The sequence below is a fragment of the Burkholderia stagnalis genome, from assembly GCF_902830275.1.
Classification (GTDB): domain Bacteria; phylum Pseudomonadota; class Gammaproteobacteria; order Burkholderiales; family Burkholderiaceae; genus Burkholderia; species Burkholderia stagnalis.
On the sequence record NZ_CADESW010000010.1, the window covers coordinates 106,755 to 125,303 of the forward strand.

An 18,549-nucleotide genomic window follows, 5' to 3' on the forward strand; every position below is an offset into this window, starting at 1 on the left:
CGGGCGCCGCTCAGCCGAGCGTTGCGTGCAGCGCGCGCTCGATGTCCGCGCGCAGGTCGGCTTCATCCTCGAGGCCGACGTAGAACCGCACCAGCGTGCCGCGATGCGGCCATTCCGGGCGCATCGACGCAACGTCGTACGGCATTGCGAGACTGCACGCGCCGCCCCAGCTCCAGCCGATTGCAAACAATTCCAGCGCCTCGACGAAGCGGTCGACCTGCTCCGCGCTGTAGCGTTCGTCGAAGATCACCGAGAACAGGCCGCCCGCCCCCGTGAAATCGCGCACGAACGACGCGTGGCCCGGGCAATCGGGCAGTTGCGGATGCAGCACGGCCGCGATTTCCGGCCGCGCCTTCAGCCAGTGCGCGAGCGCGAGCGCGCTCCTGCTGTGCACGTCGAAACGCGCCTGCATGCTCGGCAGGCTGCGCAGCACCAGCGAGCAGTCGTCGACCGACACGCCGATCCCGCAGCGCATCCGCGCGAGCTTCAGGTGCGCATGCAGAGCCGGATCGGCCGTGATCGTCGCGCCCATCAGCAGGTCGCTGCCCCCCGACTGATACTTCGTGAGCGCCTGCACCGAGATGTCGACGCCATGCTCGAACGGCTTGAACGCGAGCCCGGCCGAATAGGTGTTGTCGATCGCGGTGACGACGCCGCGCTGCTTCGCGACCGCCGTGATCGCCTGCACGTCGGGCACTTCCATCGTCACCGAGCCGGGCGCCTCGATCCAGATCAGGCGCGTGTTCGGCTGGATCAGGTCGGCGATGCCGGCGCCGACGAGCGGATCGTAGAAGCGCGCGGTGATGCCGAAATCCTTCGCGAGCCAGTTGCCGAAATCGGCGTTCGGGCCGTAGACGTTGTGCGGGATCAGCACGTCGTCGCCCGCCTTCACGAAGCCGAAGTAGACGTTCATGATCGACGCGAGGCCCGACGGCTGCAGCAGCGCGTGCGCGCCGCCCTCGATCTCGGCAAGCCGCTGCGCAAGCGCGAGCGACGTCGGCGTCGCATGCAGCCCGTAGCGCCACTGGCCGTCCTGACGCCAGTCGATACTGCGCATCGTCGCGAGATCGGGAAACACGACCGTCGAGGCGCGCGAGACCGGCGGCACGAACGAGCGGAAGCCTTCCGGAATGACGTCGTCGGGTTGAACGATGCGGGTTTGCAGGCCGCGCTTGTGAGTGGATGCAGTCATGACAAAAGGCAGGAAAAACAGCTGAACGGTTGCAGGATGAAGCGCCTAGCTTAGCCAAAACCGGCACGCTTGGCACGGTACAATGCGCGCCGCGCGCACCGAGCCAGCGCGGCCGCTCAGTCGCCGGCGCGCAGGTTGACGACGCCGCCCACCGTCTCGATTTCCTGAACGCGGCCGTCGCGCACCTGCAGCGCGGTGCGCGCGCCGCGAGCGGGCCGCAGCACGATCGGCTGCGGATCCGATTCGTCCGAGTTCATCCGGTCGGCCTTGAGGCCGCCCGACGCGTCGAAGCGGCCGATCCACACGCCCGTGATGTTGGTGCCGTCGTTCGATTCCTCGACCTCGAGCGTGTCGCCGTCGCGGTCGCCGGCCAGCAGGATCACCTCGCCGGTGTCCGCGAACTGGTACTCGCCGTGCATACCCGCTTCGTCCTCCTTCGGACCGAGATGCACGACGATCGGCCGGCCGCCGAGCGTGCCTTCATAGCGCGGCAGGCGGGCGAATTCGGGGTTCGGCCTGAGCGGCCGCGCGGGCGCGCTGTCGTCCTGCTGCGCGTCCGGCGCGACGACCTGCGCCGCATACGCGCCTTGCGTCGCCGCCCCCGCCGCCAGCGCCCATGCAACGACCAACGCCCGTTGCCATCCAGAATATCGACCCACCAACGTGTACTCCCTGTTTCAGATTCGCTCGAAAATCGCGGCGATGCCCTGCCCGCCGCCGATGCACATCGTCACGAGCGCGTAACGGCCGCCGATGCGCTGCAGCTCGTACAGCGCCTTGACCGTGATCAGCGCGCCCGTCGCGCCGATCGGGTGGCCGAGCGAAATGCCCGACCCGTTCGGATTCACCTTCGCCGGGTCGAGACCCAGCTCCTTCGTCACCGCGCAGGCCTGCGCGGCGAATGCCTCGTTCGCCTCGATCACGTCGAGATCGGCCACCGTCAGCCCCGCGCGCTCGAGCGCCTTGCGCGTGGCCGGCACCGGGCCGATCCCCATGTAGGCCGGATCGACGCCCGCGTGCGCATACGCGACGAGGCGCGCGAGCGGCTTCGCGCCGCGCTGCTCGGCCGTGCGGCGCTCCATCAGCAGCACCGCCGCCGCCGCGTCGTTGATGCCCGACGCGTTGCCGGCCGTCACCGTGCCGTTTTCCTTGACGAACACCGGGCGCAGCTTCGTGAAATCGTCGGCGCTCGCGTCGTCGCGCACGTGCTCGTCGCGAGCGAACAGCACCGGCGTGCCCTTCTTCGAGCCGATCAGCTCGACCGGCAGGATCTGATCCTTGAAGTAGCCGGCCTGCGCCGCATGCGACGCGCGGCGATGCGATTCGAGCGCCAGCGCGTCCTGCGCGTCGCGCGAGATGCCGTACTTCGCCGCGACGTTCTCGGCCGTCACGCCCATGTGGATCGACTGGAACGGATCGTTCAGCGCGCCGACCATCATGTCGACCGCCCGCATGTCGCCCATCCGCTGGCCGAACCGCGCGGCCGGCATCGAGTACGGCGCGCGGCTCATGTTTTCCGCGCCGCCGGCGATCGCGACGTCCGCGTCGCCGAGCAGCACGCCCTGCGCGGCCGACACGATCGCCTGCAGGCCCGACCCGCACAGCCGGTTGACGGTGAGCGCGGGCGCATGCTGCGCGACGCCGCCGTCGATCGCCGCGACGCGCGCAAGGTACATGTCCTTCGGCTCGGTGTGCACGACGTTGCCGAACACCACGTGGCCGACCTCGTCGCCCGATACCTGCGCGCGCTGCAACACTTCCCGCACGACCTTCGCGCCGAGCTCGGTCGGCGGAAAGTCCTTCAGGCTGCCGCCGAAATCGCCGATCGCGGTCCGCACCCCGCTCACCACCACCACTTCGCGCTGCATGTTGCCTCCTCATCCTCGTTCGGAATGGACACATGGTGTGGCCTGGCCGACGTGCGGCATCCGCGGGTCAGCCCTGCATGAATCGCTCCACGGCATCGCGGTGCGGGATCGGCGCGACCGCGCCGTAGCCCGCCGTCGACAGCGCCGCCGCCGCGTTCGCGTAGCGCGCCGCCGCGAACGGATCGTCGCCGGCGACGATCCGCGCGACGAACGCGCCGCCGAAGCAGTCGCCCGCGCCCGTCGCATCGATCGCCTCGACCACGAAACCCGGCACCACGCGCCGCTCGTGCGGCGTCGCGACGTACGCGCCTTCCTTGCCGAGCTTCAGCGCGACGACCTGCGGGCCGAGCTCGAGCATCGCGTCGACGATCGCATCGCGATCATCCGCGCCCGTGAGCGCGGTGACGTCGTCCCAGCTCGGCAGGCAGATGTCCGTCTGGCGCAGCGCTTCGCGCATCACCGCGCGGGCGCGCGGCAGCGGCCACAGCTTCAGGCGCAGGTTCGTATCGAAGCTGACCTTCGCGCCGTGCTGGCGCGCGTGCTCGATCGCCGCGAACGCGGCGTCGCACGCGGCCGTGCCGATCGCGAGGCTGATGCCCGACAGGTGCACCGCCTTCGCGGCGGCCAGCGCGTCGAGCGGCAGGTCGCCGGGCGCGTAGCGGCTCGCCGCCGACCCCGCGCGCAGGTAGTCGAACTGGTGGCCGCTCGGGCCGTGCGTGACGAAGTAGACGCCGGTCGGCGCCGAACGGTCGACGCGCACATACGTCGTGTCGACGCCTTCGGTGCGCCACAGGCCGTTCAGCAGCCGGCCGAAATGATCGTCGCCGACCGCCGACACGAAGCCGGCCGACGCGCCCTGGCGCGCGGCCGCGATGCAGAAGTTCGACGTGTCGCCGCCGAAGCCCTGCAGGAATTCGGGGCGCGCCGGCAGGGACTGGTTGAATTCGATCATCGCCTCGCCGAGCGCGAGGATGTCGGGAAACGGCGCGGCCATCGCTTACACCTCGCCCCACAGGTCGTGACCGTCCGCGCCCGTGATCTTCACGGAGACGAAATCGCCGACCTTGTAGCGCTTCGACGCCTTCTGCGCGGGCTCGACGTAGACGACGCCGTCGATTTCGGGCGCATCGGCGGCCGTGCGGCCGATGCCGCCTTCGTCGCTCACTTCGTCGATCAGCACCTTGAGCGTCTTGCCGACCTTGCGCTCGATGCGCTTCGCCGACACTTCCTCGGCGACTTCCATGAAGCGCGCGCGGCGCGCCTCGCGGACTTCGTCGGGCAGCGCGCCGTCGAGCTCGTTCGCGGTTGCGCCTTCGACCGGCGAATACGCGAAGCAGCCGACGCGGTCGAGTTCCGCTTCGCGGATGAAGTCGAGCAGCGTCTCGAACTGTTCTTCCGTCTCGCCGGGGAAGCCCGCGATGAACGTGCTGCGGATCGTCAGGTCCGGGCAGATCTCGCGCCACTTCTGCACGCGCTCGAGCACCTTCTCGGCATTCGCCGGGCGCTTCATGCGCTTCAGCACTTCGGGGTGCGCGTGCTGGAACGGCACGTCGAGATACGGCAGCACGTGGCCCTTGAACGGGCCTTCTGCCATCAGCGGAATGACTTCGTCGACGCTCGGATACGGATACACGTAGTGCAGGCGCACCCATGCGCCGTACTGCGCCGCGAGCTCGCCGAGCGCGGCGACCAGGTCGGTCATGCGCGTCTTGATCGGCTTGCCGTTCCAGAAGCCCGTGCGGTACTTGACGTCGACGCCGTACGCGCTCGTGTCCTGCGAGATCACGAGCAGTTCCTTCACACCGGACTTGAACAGGTTTTCCGCCTCGAGCATCACCTCGGCGACCGGGCGCGACACGAGGTCGCCGCGCATCGACGGGATGATGCAGAACGTGCAGCGGTGGTTGCAGCCTTCGGAAATCTTCAGGTATGCGTAGTGGCGCGGCGTGAGCTTGATGCCGGCCGCGGGCACGAGATCGACGAACGGATCGTGCGGCTTCGGCAGGTGCGAATGGACGGCCTGCATCACCTCGCCGACCGCGTGCGGGCCGGTGACGGCGAGCACCTTCGGATGCACTTCCTCGATCAGGCCGGAGCCGCTTGCGCTTTTCTTCGCGCCGAGGCAGCCGGTGACGATCACCTTGCCGTTCTCGGTCAGCGCCTCGCCGATCGCGTCGAGGCTCTCCTGCACGGCTTCGTCGATGAAGCCGCAGGTGTTGACGACGACGAGGTCGGCGCCGTCGTAGGTGCCGGAGATTTCATAGCCTTCGGCGCGCAGCTGGGTGATGATTTGTTCGGAGTCGACGAGGGCTTTCGGGCACCCGAGGGATACGAACCCTACTTTGGGGGATTGGGACATCTGGAATGTTGGGGCGTGGCGGCAAAAACGAGAGTTTACAGCCATTTAGGGTTCGGCGAGGCAAAACTAGCGGGCGGCGGCGAGGGGGCAGTGGCGAGGGGGTGGCGGCTCGGATATACCGCCGGATGGGCGGCGGACCAAGAGATGGAGCTTGATGCGTCCCTATCACTGCGGGACGAGGGGCTGTCGGCCTACCACCAGCGCCATGTCCGGCAAGGTGCGCTCGGCGTTTTCCTACGTGCCATCGAGGACGGCCAGGTGCCAACCGGCTCCGTTCTGATCGTCGAAGGTCTGGACCGCCTAAGCCGCGCCGAGCCGCTGCAGGCCCAGGCGCAGCTCGCGCAGATCGTAAACGCCGGCATCACGGTTGTCACGGCCAGCGACGGCCGCGAGTACAACCGCGAGCGCCTCAAGGCTCAACCGATGGATCTCGTATACAGCCTGCTGGTGATGATCCGAGCTCACGAGGAATCGGACACGAAGAGCAAGCGCGTCAAGGCGGCGATACGCCTGCAGTGCCAGGGCTGGATCGCAGACACCTGGCGCGCGCCCATCCGTGTCGGCAGAGATCCGCATTGGGTTCGCGAAATCGAGGGCGGAGGATTCGAGCCGATCTCCGATCGAGCTTCGGCCGTCCAGCTCGTCGTTCAGATGTTCAAACAGGGGCACGGCGCGGTTCAGGTCGTGCGAGAGCTTGCCGAGCGCGGGCTGAAGATCAGCGAAACCGGGCGCACCCACTCCTCGAACATTTACAAGATCCTCGCCAATCGGATGTTGATCGGCGAAAAGACGGTGGACGTCGAAGGCGAGACGTTCCGTCTCGAAGGCTACTATCCTGCCCTGCTGACGCCCGCCGAGTTCGCGGATTTGCGATACCTGGCCGAGCAGCGCGGACGGCGTAAGGGCAAGGGCGAGATTCCCGGCGTCGTGACTGGCCTCGGGATCACCTACTGCGGATACTGCGGCGCCGCGATCGTCGCGCAGAACCTGATGGGCAGAAAGCGCCTGCCGGACGGTCGCCCTTACCCCGGCCACCGACGACTGCACTGCGTCACCTACAGCCAGGGCGCCGGCTGCAAGATCAGCGGAAGCTGCAGCGTCGTGCCGGTCGAGCGCGCCCTGATGCTGTATTGCTCAGACCAGATGAATTTGACGCGGCTGCTTGAGGGCGACGCGGGCACGGCGTCGGTGAGCGCTCAACTGGCGAGCGCGCGCCAACGCGTCGCCGAGCTCGAAGCGCAGGTTCGCCGCGTCACGGACGCGTTGCTGTTCGACGATGGCGAAGCGCCGGCCGCCGTGTTGAAACGCCTGCGAGAACTGGAAAGCCAGCTCGCCGGCGAACGCCGCGAAGTCGACTCTTTCGAGCATCACCTCGCCGCGTCCGCCTCGGCAGTTGCACCGGCCGCCGCCGACGCATGGCGAGATCTGGTGAACGGCGTCGAGCAGCTCGACTATGACGCGCGCATGATGGCGCGCCAGCTTGTCGTCGACACGTTTTCGCGTATTGTCGTTTATCAGTCCGGATTCCGTCCGGATGTTGACGACGAATCTATCGGCCTGCTTCTCATCGCGAAACGCGGCACAACTCGGCTGCTGAACATCGATCGCAAGACGGGAGGATGGCACGCTGCCGAAGAAATCAACGCAACCTTCGCGGACACTACGAACAGTTAATACAGTCACCAAAACAAAAAGCCCCTTCGAAATATCGCGAAAGGGCTTTTGCTTTCAGTAGAATTATGAGCAACTCAACGATCGCTCAATCGCTTTTTGGCTTTCGCATACGCGCGATTACCTTCACGCTTTCCAACGGAAACGACCGTCACCGTGATAGAGTGGTCGTTCACTTCATATACCAGCCGATATCCCGACGATCGCAGCTTTATTTTATAACAGCCGGGCAAATCGGACAATTGCGCAGATTCGACGTGCGGATTGTTCAGCCTCTCCGCAAGCTTCTTCTTCAGTTGTTCGCGGATTGGCGCGTCCAACTTTTTCCACTCTTTTAACGCACTTTCGTTAAACTTAAGCTCATAAATCTTCAAGGTTTACGCTCACGGATTTTTCCCCGCGTCGCTCCATCACGATTTTTGCCAGCTCGATGTCTTCAAGTCTGTCGCAAATCGCCTCCCACTCTTCCGCAGGAATCAGATACGCCACGGGCTTGTTTCTATTAAGCACCGCGACCGGACCATCAGCTCGCTCAATTGCAGCGGTCGGGTTGATCTTGAGTTCGCTAATTCCGATCGAAGCGCGGGCAAGAATGCTTTCCATCAAATCACCTTCCGCGCCGGGCGCGGAGATATACAACATGTGTGTTCGGAGACCTCGTAAAAAATGGTCATGCCGCCAAGGGACAGGGTAACGATCCGATTCGCTTAATTGTTGATGTACCTCCAATACTATAAAAAATAATTTTGACCTTGGTGGGCCGGGGCAGCGAGATCCCGTCCAGACCAGCAACGTAGGTCGCTAAAATTCAAGCCTCCTATCCAATGACAAAGTAACTTTGACCTAGGTCGGTCGGGCCAGCGATCACCCGTCCAAACCAGTAGCGTCGGTCGTCTAACTACGGCCCTCCTTATAAAGTACTGCGCCGTATTAAGAGCTGGGATACAGTCATCCAGCCCGGTCACCAATATGACCTGTCTTAGGTCATCGATTCACGCTCCTCCAAGATAAATAGGGTTTGACCTCAAGTGGTCGGCAGCGGCCATCCCGACGAGACCGACTGAATGACCAAATCATAGGTCCTTTTATTGGTCTCGTCAAAGATTTCATGCACGCGAGGTGCACTGCGAAACGATAATTTTCGAGCCCCGTGGCACTATGTCGGGCGCGCGGACATTTCACCCGCTGGAAACAATTGCAGGATCGCACGCGCGGCCTCGAGATCCTTCGTGCGCAGCCATTCGTCATAGTCGGCCGGCCGCAAGATCACCACGGACCGCTTCTCATCGCCCGGCTTGCGCATGCGCCCCATCACGCCATGCCCGTCGGCATTCACGGTGAGCATGCTCATCCCGATGAGCGTGCGCCCGTCATCGCCCTCGTAGCGTCGCCAGATTCCCGCGACGCAGTACGGCTGCCAGTCGGCCAGGCCGATCCGGTGCCAAACATTACGACCGGTCTCGTAGCACGGCTCGGAAATCCACCTCTTAGACTCTTTGACCGCTACTTCTTCGTAGCGGACGTTGCTAAATTGGATTACCGTCCGCCACAACCTGATGAATCTGCCCACGCTCCCGGAGCAGGTCGGACGCGGCTAAGGCGAGCGCATCATCCTCAATGATGCGAGCCATTAGGCGTCCCGCGTCGTCAAAGTAGCCGACGAGATGATCTCCAAGGGAAACCCACCGGTCCAGTGAAATGCCGCCCCCTGTCAATGCTTGGACAACGTCTTCGTTTTTGAGCCTCATGCTTCAGTAATTTCCCGTTGGATCGTACCGCTGGTTGTACCTCTGCCCCAATTTTAGGGTCGCCTACTCGCTTCGACCAACCTGGTGATCAGCAGCAGCTTGCAGATCCGCGTCGTTTATATACGTGTACATCGACCGCACCGCATTTTTGAGACTTGACGAGTGAATCTTATCTCGAAATATACTGTATATCCATACAGTAATTAATTCGCATCATGAAACCGCTTTGGGAGTACCAGTGGGAATACGTGCCTTATCCGTGCGAAGGACCACCCAGGCGAACGTGCTTCTGGATGACCGACGCGGAGGCTGCACACTGGTACCCCGGCAAGCACGATCGGTCCCACCGCCTGGACGAAACGCGGCGGAACAGGAATGCTCAGCCGAAACCGCCGGTCGGCCTGTTACCACCGACAAAGACGACGGCGACACGGGAGGCAGCCGAACGACCACTTCCGGCCTATCAGACGCCCGATCTGCACGAGCTTCGGCTGTGGTGGTTGGATCCTCGCAGTTGCACCTTTGATGAAATCCATCGGCTGATCTTGGAGGTCGTGCGCCTGCGACGTGAGCAAAAACGGAAGCGGTAATCCCGGTCACGCCCCCTCGTCCGCGCGCTCGCCGTCGCGCCGTCGATTGATGGCCCGCATCGCGAGCAGTTCGAGGTACGACTGCCCGAGAATCCCGAAGCACGCCCCAAGCCCCGTCACCGCCAGCGGCGGCAGGTCGGGGAACAGCGTCAGCGCGGCGCCGGCGGCGACACTCAGGCCTGATCCCACGATCGTACGCCCGATGATGAGCCGCGCTGTCAGAGGCTCGTTTCCGACAAGAAGCTTGCCCATTGCAATTGCCCCTCCGATCGCGGCCAAGCCGCCCACTTCCTTCCAGAGGTCGCTCATGCTTGCAACCCCGCGACGTACGTCGTGCGGCCGCCGACCTTGCGCGCGGTGAGCACCTGGCGCCGCGGCATTACGCCGTCGGCAGCGAGGCCGATAGGCATGCACCCGTTCACGGGCATCCCGGTCGGCACGCTGGCCGACGCACCCACGCGCGGAGGCGCGCAAGCGCGCGAAAGCCGCATTCAACCCGACCTGGGATTCTGGCGGCATGACGCGCACCGACGCGTACGCGTGGCTCGCCGCGCAACTCGGCATCGAGAACGTCGAGGAATGCCACATCGGATGGTTTGACGTGACGACGTGCAACCGCGTCGTCGAAATCTGCAACGCACGGGAGGCATCATGACCGACACGACCAGCAACCACATCCCGGATAGCTCGCGCGCGCCGATCGACGCGCAGACACTGCTCGACATCGCGCGCGAGACGGGCCTGCGCAGCTTCCTGCACGGCGTGAACGCGACCGACGCGCGCGAGATCCTCGCGCGCTACCAGCTCGCCGTCGACGTGCACCGCGGGTCGCTGCCGGCCGATCCGGAGCGCCAGGTGTCAGGATGGGTGTACGACGCCACGCGCCAGGCACTCGACGCCGCCCATGCCGTCTGCCTGCAGTTCGGTTGCCCGCGTGGCGAGCAGGTCGACGAATGGCTGCGCGCGCAATTGCTCGCGATGGGCGGCCTGCTGCGCGCCGCCGGGGAAGCGGCCGACGTCATCACGCGGTTCAAACCCAAAGGCAACGGCACGGAGATTCGTCTGCGTTCAGCCATCGGCGCTGCGCAGATCGCCGGCGCGACGCCGGCAGAGCCGTTCCTGCTGCAGTTCCCGACGATGCTGCGCAAGATGTGGTCGGGCGGCGAGGTGCAGGCGTGGCTCGACGCGCTGCCGGTGCTGTACGCCGCGCCGCACGCGGCACCGCTCGCGCGCCGCGGCTGGCTTCTGACATTCAGCGACGAATCCCTCCAGTTCGCCACCGACCCGCAATTCGTTGGCACTCTGGTCGCTCGCGGCATCAAGTTCGAATCGGAGGAACTGTTCGCGCGCGCATCCCCTGTCGAGCAACCCGCGGCAGCGACGACGGGCAAACGGGCAGAAGCGCCGGTGATGTGGCAACTCCGCCGCCGCAGCGATGGGGAATCCGGTGAATGGGAAGAGTTTTACGGCAAGCCCGTTAACTTTTCCGAGAAAGATTACGAGGTTCGCGCACTCTACGCCGCCCCACTGCCACCCGCGCAGGCCGAAGCAGAAAAATGCCCCGCACCCGTTACCGGGAGCAGGGCAGCAGCTTCCGCAGCCCCCGAGGCAAGGCGGGCCGCAGTGAGAATTGTTCTGCCGCCTGACGCGGGACGCAATCAGACTAGTTCAAAATTCGGAGGCGAAAATAACCGCGTTGATGCGCTGACGGATGAGCAGGCAGCCGCCATGTACGTCACTGCAGCAGCGAGCATTACCGGCTGCCCGACGTTCGAGCAATGGAGTGCCGCGCTCGTACGTGCCCTCCTCGCCGCGTCCCCTGTCGAACAGCCCGCCGCAGTGCCGGCGGACGGCGTCGGTGAGATTGCGGACGCCATGATCGACGCGATGCGCGCAGGAGGTGCCGCATGAGCTTGCATCGCCCCACCCCCGACGAAATCCTCGCGCGCCTGTGTCCCGGCAAGGTCTACGCGGTGTCGTCGATCGCGTCGAAGTTCGAACAGCGCGCCGCGCAGATGAAGCCGATCCTCGAATCGCTCGTCGTGAACGGCCGGCTGAAGCGAGGCATGCGCAAGCACGGGGCGCGGATCTGCACCGGCTACGCACTGCCGAGCGACGCCGATCTCGATGCGCAGGCCGCCGGCACGTCGATCGCCGGCCCGCAGTATGCGCGCAACTGGAAATCCACGCTCACCGGGTACGACCGCGAGATACGGACGCGCGCGGAGCTTTGCATGGCAGCGAGGACGCGATGATGATGAAGCCACCGACAGGGATCGCACGCGGTGACGACGTGCAAGTCGTCACGCCGATCACCAGCACGATTAGCGCGGTCAGCTTTCAGGGGTTGCAGATCACAACGCCGAACGGCGAACCGGCCACGCTTGCGGTGATCGACGTGCAAGGCCGCATCATCGACTCGGGCCCGAACGTCATGCGCGCAGTGTGGGACGTGGCGATCAGGTCGTATCGAAATTTTCTGATGGGTACGGGCCATCTTCGAGTATTGTCGAAACCGAGCCCGATGAACGAATAGCAATCGAGTGCATCGGCCATGGCTGTCTGTCATTGAATTGACAGACACGGAGACTCTCCGCAGTCGACGGGAAACGCAATTTGCATTCCCGTCGACATGAAACAGCGATATGCTTCTACGGCCAAGCACAGTTGGCCGTACGTACAATTGCTAGAGGCGAACCATGTCGCAGATCACACCACATAATGCTTTTACACCCGCAAAGGAAGTCAGGGATATCGACCGCTTCGCAGGTAGGCAGGCTACACTCGATGCGCTATCTAACGCTCTTCAATCCGAAGGCGCACAAATCGTCCTCTATGGCCAACGTGGCATTGGAAAATCATCCCTTTCTCGTGTACTGGCGCAAATCGCAACAGATGATCCAAATGCAATCGCCCGCCTATCCGAGCCCCCTCACAAAACGTTCGATTACCTTACCGTATCGATCACCTGCGACGATAGCATTACAAACGTCGAAAAACTTCTACTTAGAATCCTGACCGACCAAAATGGGCTCTCCGAATGGATTCCTTTTAAGGTGGTCGAAAAGAAGACGAGCGGCAATATTGGCGGCGAATTGAGCGTAAAGATCATCAAACTCAGCGGAAAATCGGAGGATTCGATAACTGAGCGTCAGGTAGAAATTGAATCTGATGTTACCTCGACTTTTGTTAACGCGTGCAAAAATGTTGTTTCATCAAATATTGCCAGCGACGGCCTTTTACTTATCATTGATGAGTTCGATCGAATCAAGGAAAAATCAGGTGTCGCATCCCTCCTAAAATCGCTTGGCCCCGATAAAGTTACGTTTGCTTTCGTTGGCGTTGCCGCTGATATCAACGAACTAATCGCCGATCACGAATCAGTGGTTAGACAACTTTCCGATGGCGCCATCCCGGTGCCACCGATGGACACGCAAGAGCTGGCAGAGATAATTACAAGGGCAATGGCCTCACTTGACGACAAATACTCTTTCGACGCATCGGCCACCGACTGGATTACCCGCATTGCACGAGGCCATCCATTTTATGTTCATCTTATCGGAAAACATGCCCTCCTTAAAGCAATTTCCCAAAAAGCCAGCTTAGTAACTGAGGACATTGCAAAGGATGCCCTCGCAGAAATTGCCTTCAAAGGCTCGGCACCGGTCCAAGAGAATTTATACAAAAAATCTGTTGGGCATAGCTACGTTCGTGAGCATATATTGAAAAAATTTGCGAACGTCGCCGCAGATGAAATTTACACAACAGATCTCTATGGCGAAATCTCTCGCGAGATAGGAATCGATCCGAGCGCAATTTCCGTTTATGTCGGCCAACTTGCAAGCGAAAAATACGGAGCCGTTATAGAAAAAATTCGAGAACGATACTATCAATTTCATGATAGCTTGTTCAAGGCCTATGCGGCAGCTAGGCCATTCGAGAGAAAGAAAGGCGACAAAGAAGATGAGTAAATATCTCGATATCATATGACCAAGCCGCTTCAACATCAATTTGCATTGCAATGCACGGTCAATAAAATAAATCCATAAATTTCAGCACCGAGCATTATGTTGTGCTCTCGAGTCCGCAACGTCCTGCGAATGCAAGTCCATGTTCGTCGCCGCTCGAGAGCCCCACATTGCCCCCCCTTTTGCTTAACGAGTGCGATGTGCAGAGTATCGCCTAGGGCAAACCCCATGAAGCAACCGTGTAGATTTTCAGCTATAACCCAACTGCAATACGCCCATACCCTCATGAGTAGATCACTCACGAATTTTACGCACATGGAATTCGGAGGACAAAATAATGAAAACCATTTACCCAAGGAACGGTCATTTTACCTATCAAATCGATGAGAAATCATTCTCCGCTCAAGCGACGGCGGGCTCGGACCCTAGCATTATCTCCGCATTAGATAAATTGACATGGGACAAAATTTTCGACGATGCCATAGAGGGAGCGTCGAGCGCCCTAGTAAAAACTGGATTGAGCATATTGTTCGGCCCAACGCCATGGGAAAGCAAGGTATCCGGCCAGCTGCAAACAATAATTGGACGACTTGACGATATTCTCGATGAAATCAGAGCACTTCGCACATATATAAGAGATGAGCAGCGCAAACAATATCGCGATGCATTACATGCACAACTCACTACGCACATTGCCACACTAACGTCATATATGGCGGGAATTCGCCAAGAAAGAAAACTAGAAGGAAATCTTAAATACCTATTCTTGGATGCAGTCGAAAGCCTTACAGACGGAATCGGATATATCGCAAACCACAATGAAAGCGAGACAAACAGGCCAATAGGCATCCCTCTATTTGCCGCTGTAGAATCTGGCTTGGTTATGCTTATAGTTTGCCAAAGAATTCTTGACCTCCCAACAAGTACAACAAAGAAATTAATAGCGGATTACACAAAAATATTTAAAATATGGGGAGATTCGCTCATCAACGACTGCCAGCCCATAATAAGCGCCATCAATTCCGAGTCAACATATTTGCGTGATTTTCCACATCGTGGTGCGCTAGAGGCGGGCGGAGTTGGTGGATCAACGATCCGCTCTGCAATACAACCGACGGAATCTATTTGCTACGCAGTCATAGACGGCGGATTAGATAAGCCATTTGTGCTTATTCGTGTCGAGGCTGAAGAGTATCCTAAGAGCGAAAGCCACCTCCCAACCTCCAGATTCCCTTTCCCTTATTCGTACACTGGTGGACCTAATATCTTTGGCGAGACAACTTGGATTGTCGGCGGATTGACTGGCACGGCGGATCGTGCAACTCGAATGGTGCAAGATCTGAACAATCGCCGAAACGATCTCCTGGAAAACTTGGAACAGCTTCGCAAGGTACAATTAATGATTGACAGCATTGCGTCTGCCCCGGCTAGGTTAGCGCGACTCCTGAAGCACGAAGTGTGACTTTTGTGATGTCACGATTACATCAACGATGTTCGACAGATCTGCTGCCAACTCGCTGAGCCACTCAATGAGTGCTTGATTGTTTGCCGGACGCCTTAGTAATTCTTTCGGTCGCCACACAAATTTCCACACTATTCCCTGCTGCATTCGCAATGGTCGAGGCGGGCTCCAACAGCTGTATATTTCTAGCATCTTTCGGGCACCCGAGGGATACGAACCCTACTTTGGGGGATTGGGACATCTGGAATGTTGGGGCGTGGCGGCAAAAAAGGAGAGTTTACAGCCATTTAGGGTTTGGCGAGGCAAAACTAGCGGGGGGCGGTGGCATGCAGCGGCGGCCCGGGTAGGTCCGGCAATAAATGCAAATAACGCTTGATGCCGCCCTTTCACTACGGGGCGTGCCAAGCCGCTGCGGGCCGAGGCGCAGCTCGCGAGGGCTGCGCATCGAAATCGTCGAACTTCACAAGCGCCATCGAATCGGGCCGCGCCCAGATGACGCAGGTGCGTAATCGGGTGTAATAGATCTACCGCATAAGTGGGACTACGCTTAGTGCGCGTGAATTTTGAAATGCCACGCTACCGGCTTAAATCGCCGTGACAAACATGCCGGCCGTCCCAATATTCCGAGCAATCGAGAGAGGCACATCATGAATGACAACAATCGGCTTGCTGACGAAGAAATCAACCAAGACACTTCCTCAGATACCGCCCAGGCATTGATTTATCCGTCATTGGCGGAATTCAATGGGAGACTATACCTGGCATACAAAGGCGCCGGTAGCAACAACAACATTTACCTCACATCTTTCGACGGAAAAGGGTGGAACACGCCGAGAGCAGTCAAAAACGGCGCGTTCTGGACCACTCAGGCAGTTGCATTAGCGACATTCAGCGGGAAGTTGTATATGGCGCACAAAGGCGGCATCGACAACAACAACATTTATTGCGCGGCATTCGACGGTTCGAACTGGGATCCCAAGGAACATACCGTCCCCGGAGACAGCACTCGCCAACCGGTTGCATTGGTGACGTACGATGGAAGGCTGTACATGGCGCACAAGGGCCCCAACGACACACACATCTACTTCCATTCATTCGACGGGGCGAGCTGGAAATCGGGAGGGTATGTCGGCGTCCATGACGCCGAAACCACCCTGCCGGTTGCACTGGCGACATTCAATGCCAGGATGTACCTGGCATACAAGGGTGTCGGCGACAACAGCATTTACTACACTTCATACGATCTCATCGGGAATAGCTGGGATCAACCGAAAAAAGTCAATGACCGGGACTGGACCAGCCAGCCGGTTGCATTAGCGTCATTCAACGGAAAGCTGTATATGGCGCACAAAGGTGGCGGCGCCGACAACCAGATTTATTACAACTCGTTCGACGGAAAAAATTGGGGTGTCGACAGCGGAGTTTCCGGCTCCCTAACCACCGAACCAGTCACATTGGCGGTATTCGACAAGAATTTATATTTGGCATACAAAGATGCCAGCAATACCAGCATTCATTACAAGTCATTCAACGGAGCCTCTTGGGGTACGCAGCAAACGGTCCCCAATGCGTCAACGACAGAGCAATTGCGCTGATCGTCGCCCGCTTGCGAGTCCGCACACGCGGTCAGTCACGCATACGGCCGATAGCTGCAGTTGGCTATCGGCCGACGCAATACGCGCGATCAGCGCAATCAAATTCAAGCCCTCCGCCTGGTCGAACATTGACGACCCTTAGATGCGGGTACGACGGCCCCGCACCAGGCGCGTGTCGACCGCGTCCTGCGATCATTTCCAACACGCTTACTTTCCTGACGCACTGACGCCCCGATGCTGCAATCGGTGGCAAATTGGCCAGCAATTTGCACACCGTCGAGGCGCCGTCGACCTGATCACCGCCTTTGACAAAGCAAAGGATTTCCGAGCCTGATGGTATCGTGGCGCGAAGCGCGCACCGGACGACAGCCATTCGTCGCCGCATGCACCCGGCGATACGCCCCCCGCCTCCGAAGCACGAAAGCCGCCGCACGCGCGAACGAATTCGACCCAACCCCTCTCACCCGCCCAGCAACCATCGCCATGAAAAAACTTGTCAACCGCCCGTCCGACGTCGTGCGCGAAATGCTCGAAGGCATCGCGCGGCAGTCGCCGCATCTCGCGATCCTCGGCGACGAGCACGTGCTCGTCCGCAAGGCGCTGCCCGAACCGTCGCAGCGTGCGGTCGCAGTCCTCTCCGGCGGCGGCAGCGGCCACGAGCCCGCGCACGGCGGCTACGTCGGCGACGGGATGCTGAGCGCGGCCGTCTGCGGCGAAGTGTTCACATCGCCGTCCACCGACGCCGTGCTGGCTATGGGCGTACAACAAAGTCTGCGGTAAATGCTCGGTGAAGCGCTTATAGTAGACGGAATTGCATAGGCTCAACGCTCGCAATGTTTGCCGATTATCGTTACCGGCCGTCAAATCCCCTTCTTTCCGAGCCGCAAAGTATGCGCCTGCGGCTTCCGATGCGGGAACGAGAATACACGACATATCAGGTTGGAGGAAAATAGTCATGCGATGCAGCATTTCCCATACAAAGCACTGAATCGACGCCAATCTCAAATTCTATCCTCAAGTCGACGTACGGAAGCAATTGTCGAATCCGATTTTTCCGTCCGACCACAAAACTTCGGATAGTTAATCCCCTCGTCATTACTTCTGGCCGCCAACCCCCGTTCGCTCCACATCCAGCCTGGCGATTATTTGACCCTATTTATTACCTGCGACTGTATGTGCTCGACCACCGCCTTCATGCAATCCGAAATTCTCTGGACATAGTTTGGTGTAAATACATCAAGCCGCTGACCATTTCGGTCATAGCCATTTCGGTGAGCGCAGTCATTCCTAAACTCCACCGACCTAAAAAGTTCGTCTCGAACTCCATCATCCGGCCAGATCCTCACGTCCAGCGATACCCTATACAGGAAATCCACTGTATCGAGACGATGATACACAATCCCCTTCAGGTGGGAGACAACACAATCCATCACGAAATTTGAATTTTCAAATATTTCTCTCAACGTAAAACTTGCATTCTTAAGTACCCTATCCCGAGTCAAGAGATTGGTGATCGCAATTTTGCTTTTCTTAACCTCACTTAATAATGTATCGCCTAGATACGCCTCGAAGGCACTCATCTGTTGCACGAAAATCATGCGATTTACGATATCACCACCATCCTCCTCACCATGCACCAGCAATAAATCGTGCATTTGATGATACGAGTCGAGATAAATATCAAACGGGTTAACTGGTATATCATCCCAGATCGCCCAAGATTTGGACTCGTGGCAACGCAATTCGCCGGCCTCGACATATGTTCTCGGATGATCTTGAAGCTCGACTACGCAAGTATCCGCCTTCAGATAAACATCTGCCTCGAACGACTTTCCGCAGTATCGGCACGCCAATTCCGCCGGTTGATCCCCGTCATAGAATTCCGATGGACAATTCGTTCCGCAAGGAGACGGAATCCGAAGAATTATCGTGTCGGAACTGTGAGCTCCACAGCTAGGGCATTGAAAATGGGCGTAGGTTTCAAGTTGCTGCAAGATTGCCGATGTTCTTTGTGAGGATTGCGCCTTTCAACGCGAAATCGCATCCTTCGATGTGGAAGTAGTGCCACGTGGCGCTCGAAAAACACTTTCCGTATT

Annotated in this window: 17 protein-coding genes and 2 pseudogenes; 9 read left to right on the plus strand and 10 right to left on the minus strand. The window is 59.9% G+C overall.

The annotated features are described in order from the left end of the window. Nucleotides 1–10: 10 nt before the first annotated feature. The 5 genes from HWY45_RS18790 to rimO form a co-directional block, all read right to left on the minus strand. Nucleotides 11–1,192 carry a cystathionine beta-lyase gene (locus HWY45_RS18790; protein ID WP_059561998.1) on the minus strand — a complete coding sequence of 394 codons (1,182 nt, stop codon included), beginning with the start codon at nt 1,190–1,192 and terminating at the stop codon, nt 11–13. A 116-nt stretch (nt 1,193–1,308) separates the two neighbouring features. Then, on the minus strand, nt 1,309–1,851 hold the full coding sequence (locus tag HWY45_RS18795; RefSeq protein ID WP_059881770.1) for a hypothetical protein: 543 nt from the start codon (nt 1,849–1,851) through the stop codon (nt 1,309–1,311). A gap of 18 nt (nt 1,852–1,869) precedes the next feature. Next, complete coding sequence (gene bktB, locus HWY45_RS18800) at nt 1,870–3,060, minus strand: beta-ketothiolase BktB (RefSeq protein WP_059881768.1); 1,191 nt, start codon at nt 3,058–3,060, stop codon at nt 1,870–1,872. A 67-nt stretch (nt 3,061–3,127) separates the two neighbouring features. After that, nucleotides 3,128–4,054, minus strand: a complete 927-nt coding sequence (locus HWY45_RS18805) for a sugar kinase (protein WP_059881766.1) — start codon at nt 4,052–4,054, stop codon at nt 3,128–3,130. Between the two features lie 3 nt (nt 4,055–4,057). Beyond that, nucleotides 4,058–5,419 carry a 30S ribosomal protein S12 methylthiotransferase RimO gene (gene rimO / locus HWY45_RS18810; protein WP_059881765.1) on the minus strand — a complete coding sequence of 454 codons (1,362 nt, stop codon included), beginning with the start codon at nt 5,417–5,419 and terminating at the stop codon, nt 4,058–4,060. Nucleotides 5,420–5,563: 144 nt separating this feature from the next. Between rimO and HWY45_RS18815 the strand changes: the two genes are divergently transcribed. Then, a complete protein-coding gene (locus HWY45_RS18815; protein ID WP_230946903.1) occupies nt 5,564–7,093 on the plus strand; it encodes a recombinase family protein in 1,530 nt (509 codons plus the stop codon). Nucleotides 7,094–7,167: 74 nt separating this feature from the next. On the opposite strand, the gene HWY45_RS18820 is transcribed toward HWY45_RS18815, so the two are convergent. From HWY45_RS18820 to HWY45_RS18835, 4 genes and pseudogenes are all read right to left on the minus strand, one after another. Continuing rightward, a complete protein-coding gene (locus tag HWY45_RS18820; RefSeq protein WP_081069761.1) occupies nt 7,168–7,464 on the minus strand; it encodes a type II toxin-antitoxin system RelE family toxin in 297 nt (98 codons plus the stop codon). Then, nucleotides 7,451–7,732, minus strand: a complete 282-nt coding sequence (locus tag HWY45_RS18825) for a type II toxin-antitoxin system Phd/YefM family antitoxin (protein ID WP_254598636.1) — start codon at nt 7,730–7,732, stop codon at nt 7,451–7,453. Before HWY45_RS18825 ends, HWY45_RS18820 begins: the two co-directional genes overlap by 14 nt. A gap of 514 nt (nt 7,733–8,246) precedes the next feature. Next, nucleotides 8,247–8,576, minus strand: a pseudogene (locus HWY45_RS18830) (SOS response-associated peptidase family protein); the annotation flags it as partial. An 858-nt stretch (nt 8,577–9,434) separates the two neighbouring features. Then, the gene (locus HWY45_RS18835) at nt 9,435–9,737 is read right to left on the minus strand and encodes a phage holin family protein (RefSeq protein ID WP_059881757.1); all 303 of its coding nucleotides are present in this window, start codon (nt 9,735–9,737) and stop codon (nt 9,435–9,437) included. A gap of 208 nt (nt 9,738–9,945) precedes the next feature. Between HWY45_RS18835 and HWY45_RS36880 the strand changes: the two genes are divergently transcribed. The 8 genes and pseudogenes from HWY45_RS36880 to HWY45_RS18875 all read left to right on the plus strand — a co-directional run. Further along, nucleotides 9,946–10,083 (plus strand): zinc-finger-containing protein, encoded by a 138-nt coding sequence (locus HWY45_RS36880; protein WP_230946902.1) that lies wholly within the window; start codon nt 9,946–9,948, stop codon nt 10,081–10,083. After that, nucleotides 10,080–11,339, plus strand: coding sequence for a hypothetical protein (locus tag HWY45_RS18845; protein ID WP_059881755.1), 1,260 nt, complete (start codon nt 10,080–10,082; stop codon nt 11,337–11,339). Before HWY45_RS36880 ends, HWY45_RS18845 begins: the two co-directional genes overlap by 4 nt. Next, nucleotides 11,336–11,683, plus strand: coding sequence for a hypothetical protein (locus HWY45_RS18850; protein WP_059881752.1), 348 nt, complete (start codon nt 11,336–11,338; stop codon nt 11,681–11,683). The genes HWY45_RS18845 and HWY45_RS18850 overlap by 4 nt, the downstream gene beginning before the upstream one ends. Before the next feature lie 2 nt (nt 11,684–11,685). Then, nucleotides 11,686–11,964: a hypothetical protein gene (locus tag HWY45_RS18855; RefSeq protein WP_150998190.1), complete on the plus strand. Its 279-nt coding sequence runs from the start codon at nt 11,686–11,688 to the stop codon at nt 11,962–11,964. Between the two features lie 163 nt (nt 11,965–12,127). Next, the gene (locus HWY45_RS18860; protein WP_081069760.1) at nt 12,128–13,399 is read left to right on the plus strand and encodes an AAA family ATPase; all 1,272 of its coding nucleotides are present in this window, start codon (nt 12,128–12,130) and stop codon (nt 13,397–13,399) included. 334 nt (nt 13,400–13,733) lie between these two features. Then, nucleotides 13,734–14,858, plus strand: coding sequence for a DUF4200 domain-containing protein (locus HWY45_RS18865; RefSeq protein WP_150998172.1), 1,125 nt, complete (start codon nt 13,734–13,736; stop codon nt 14,856–14,858). 647 nt (nt 14,859–15,505) lie between these two features. Next, on the plus strand, nt 15,506–16,453 hold the full coding sequence (locus tag HWY45_RS18870) for a PLL family lectin (protein ID WP_063895638.1): 948 nt from the start codon (nt 15,506–15,508) through the stop codon (nt 16,451–16,453). A 483-nt stretch (nt 16,454–16,936) separates the two neighbouring features. Continuing rightward, nucleotides 16,937–17,206: pseudogene (locus tag HWY45_RS18875) on the plus strand (dihydroxyacetone kinase subunit DhaK); the annotation flags it as partial. A 389-nt stretch (nt 17,207–17,595) separates the two neighbouring features. On the opposite strand, the gene HWY45_RS18880 reads toward HWY45_RS18875, so the two are convergent. Further along, entirely contained in the window at nt 17,596–18,447 is an 852-nt protein-coding gene (locus HWY45_RS18880; RefSeq protein ID WP_150998175.1) for a hypothetical protein, read from the minus strand. Nucleotides 18,448–18,549: the final 102 nt, after the last annotated feature.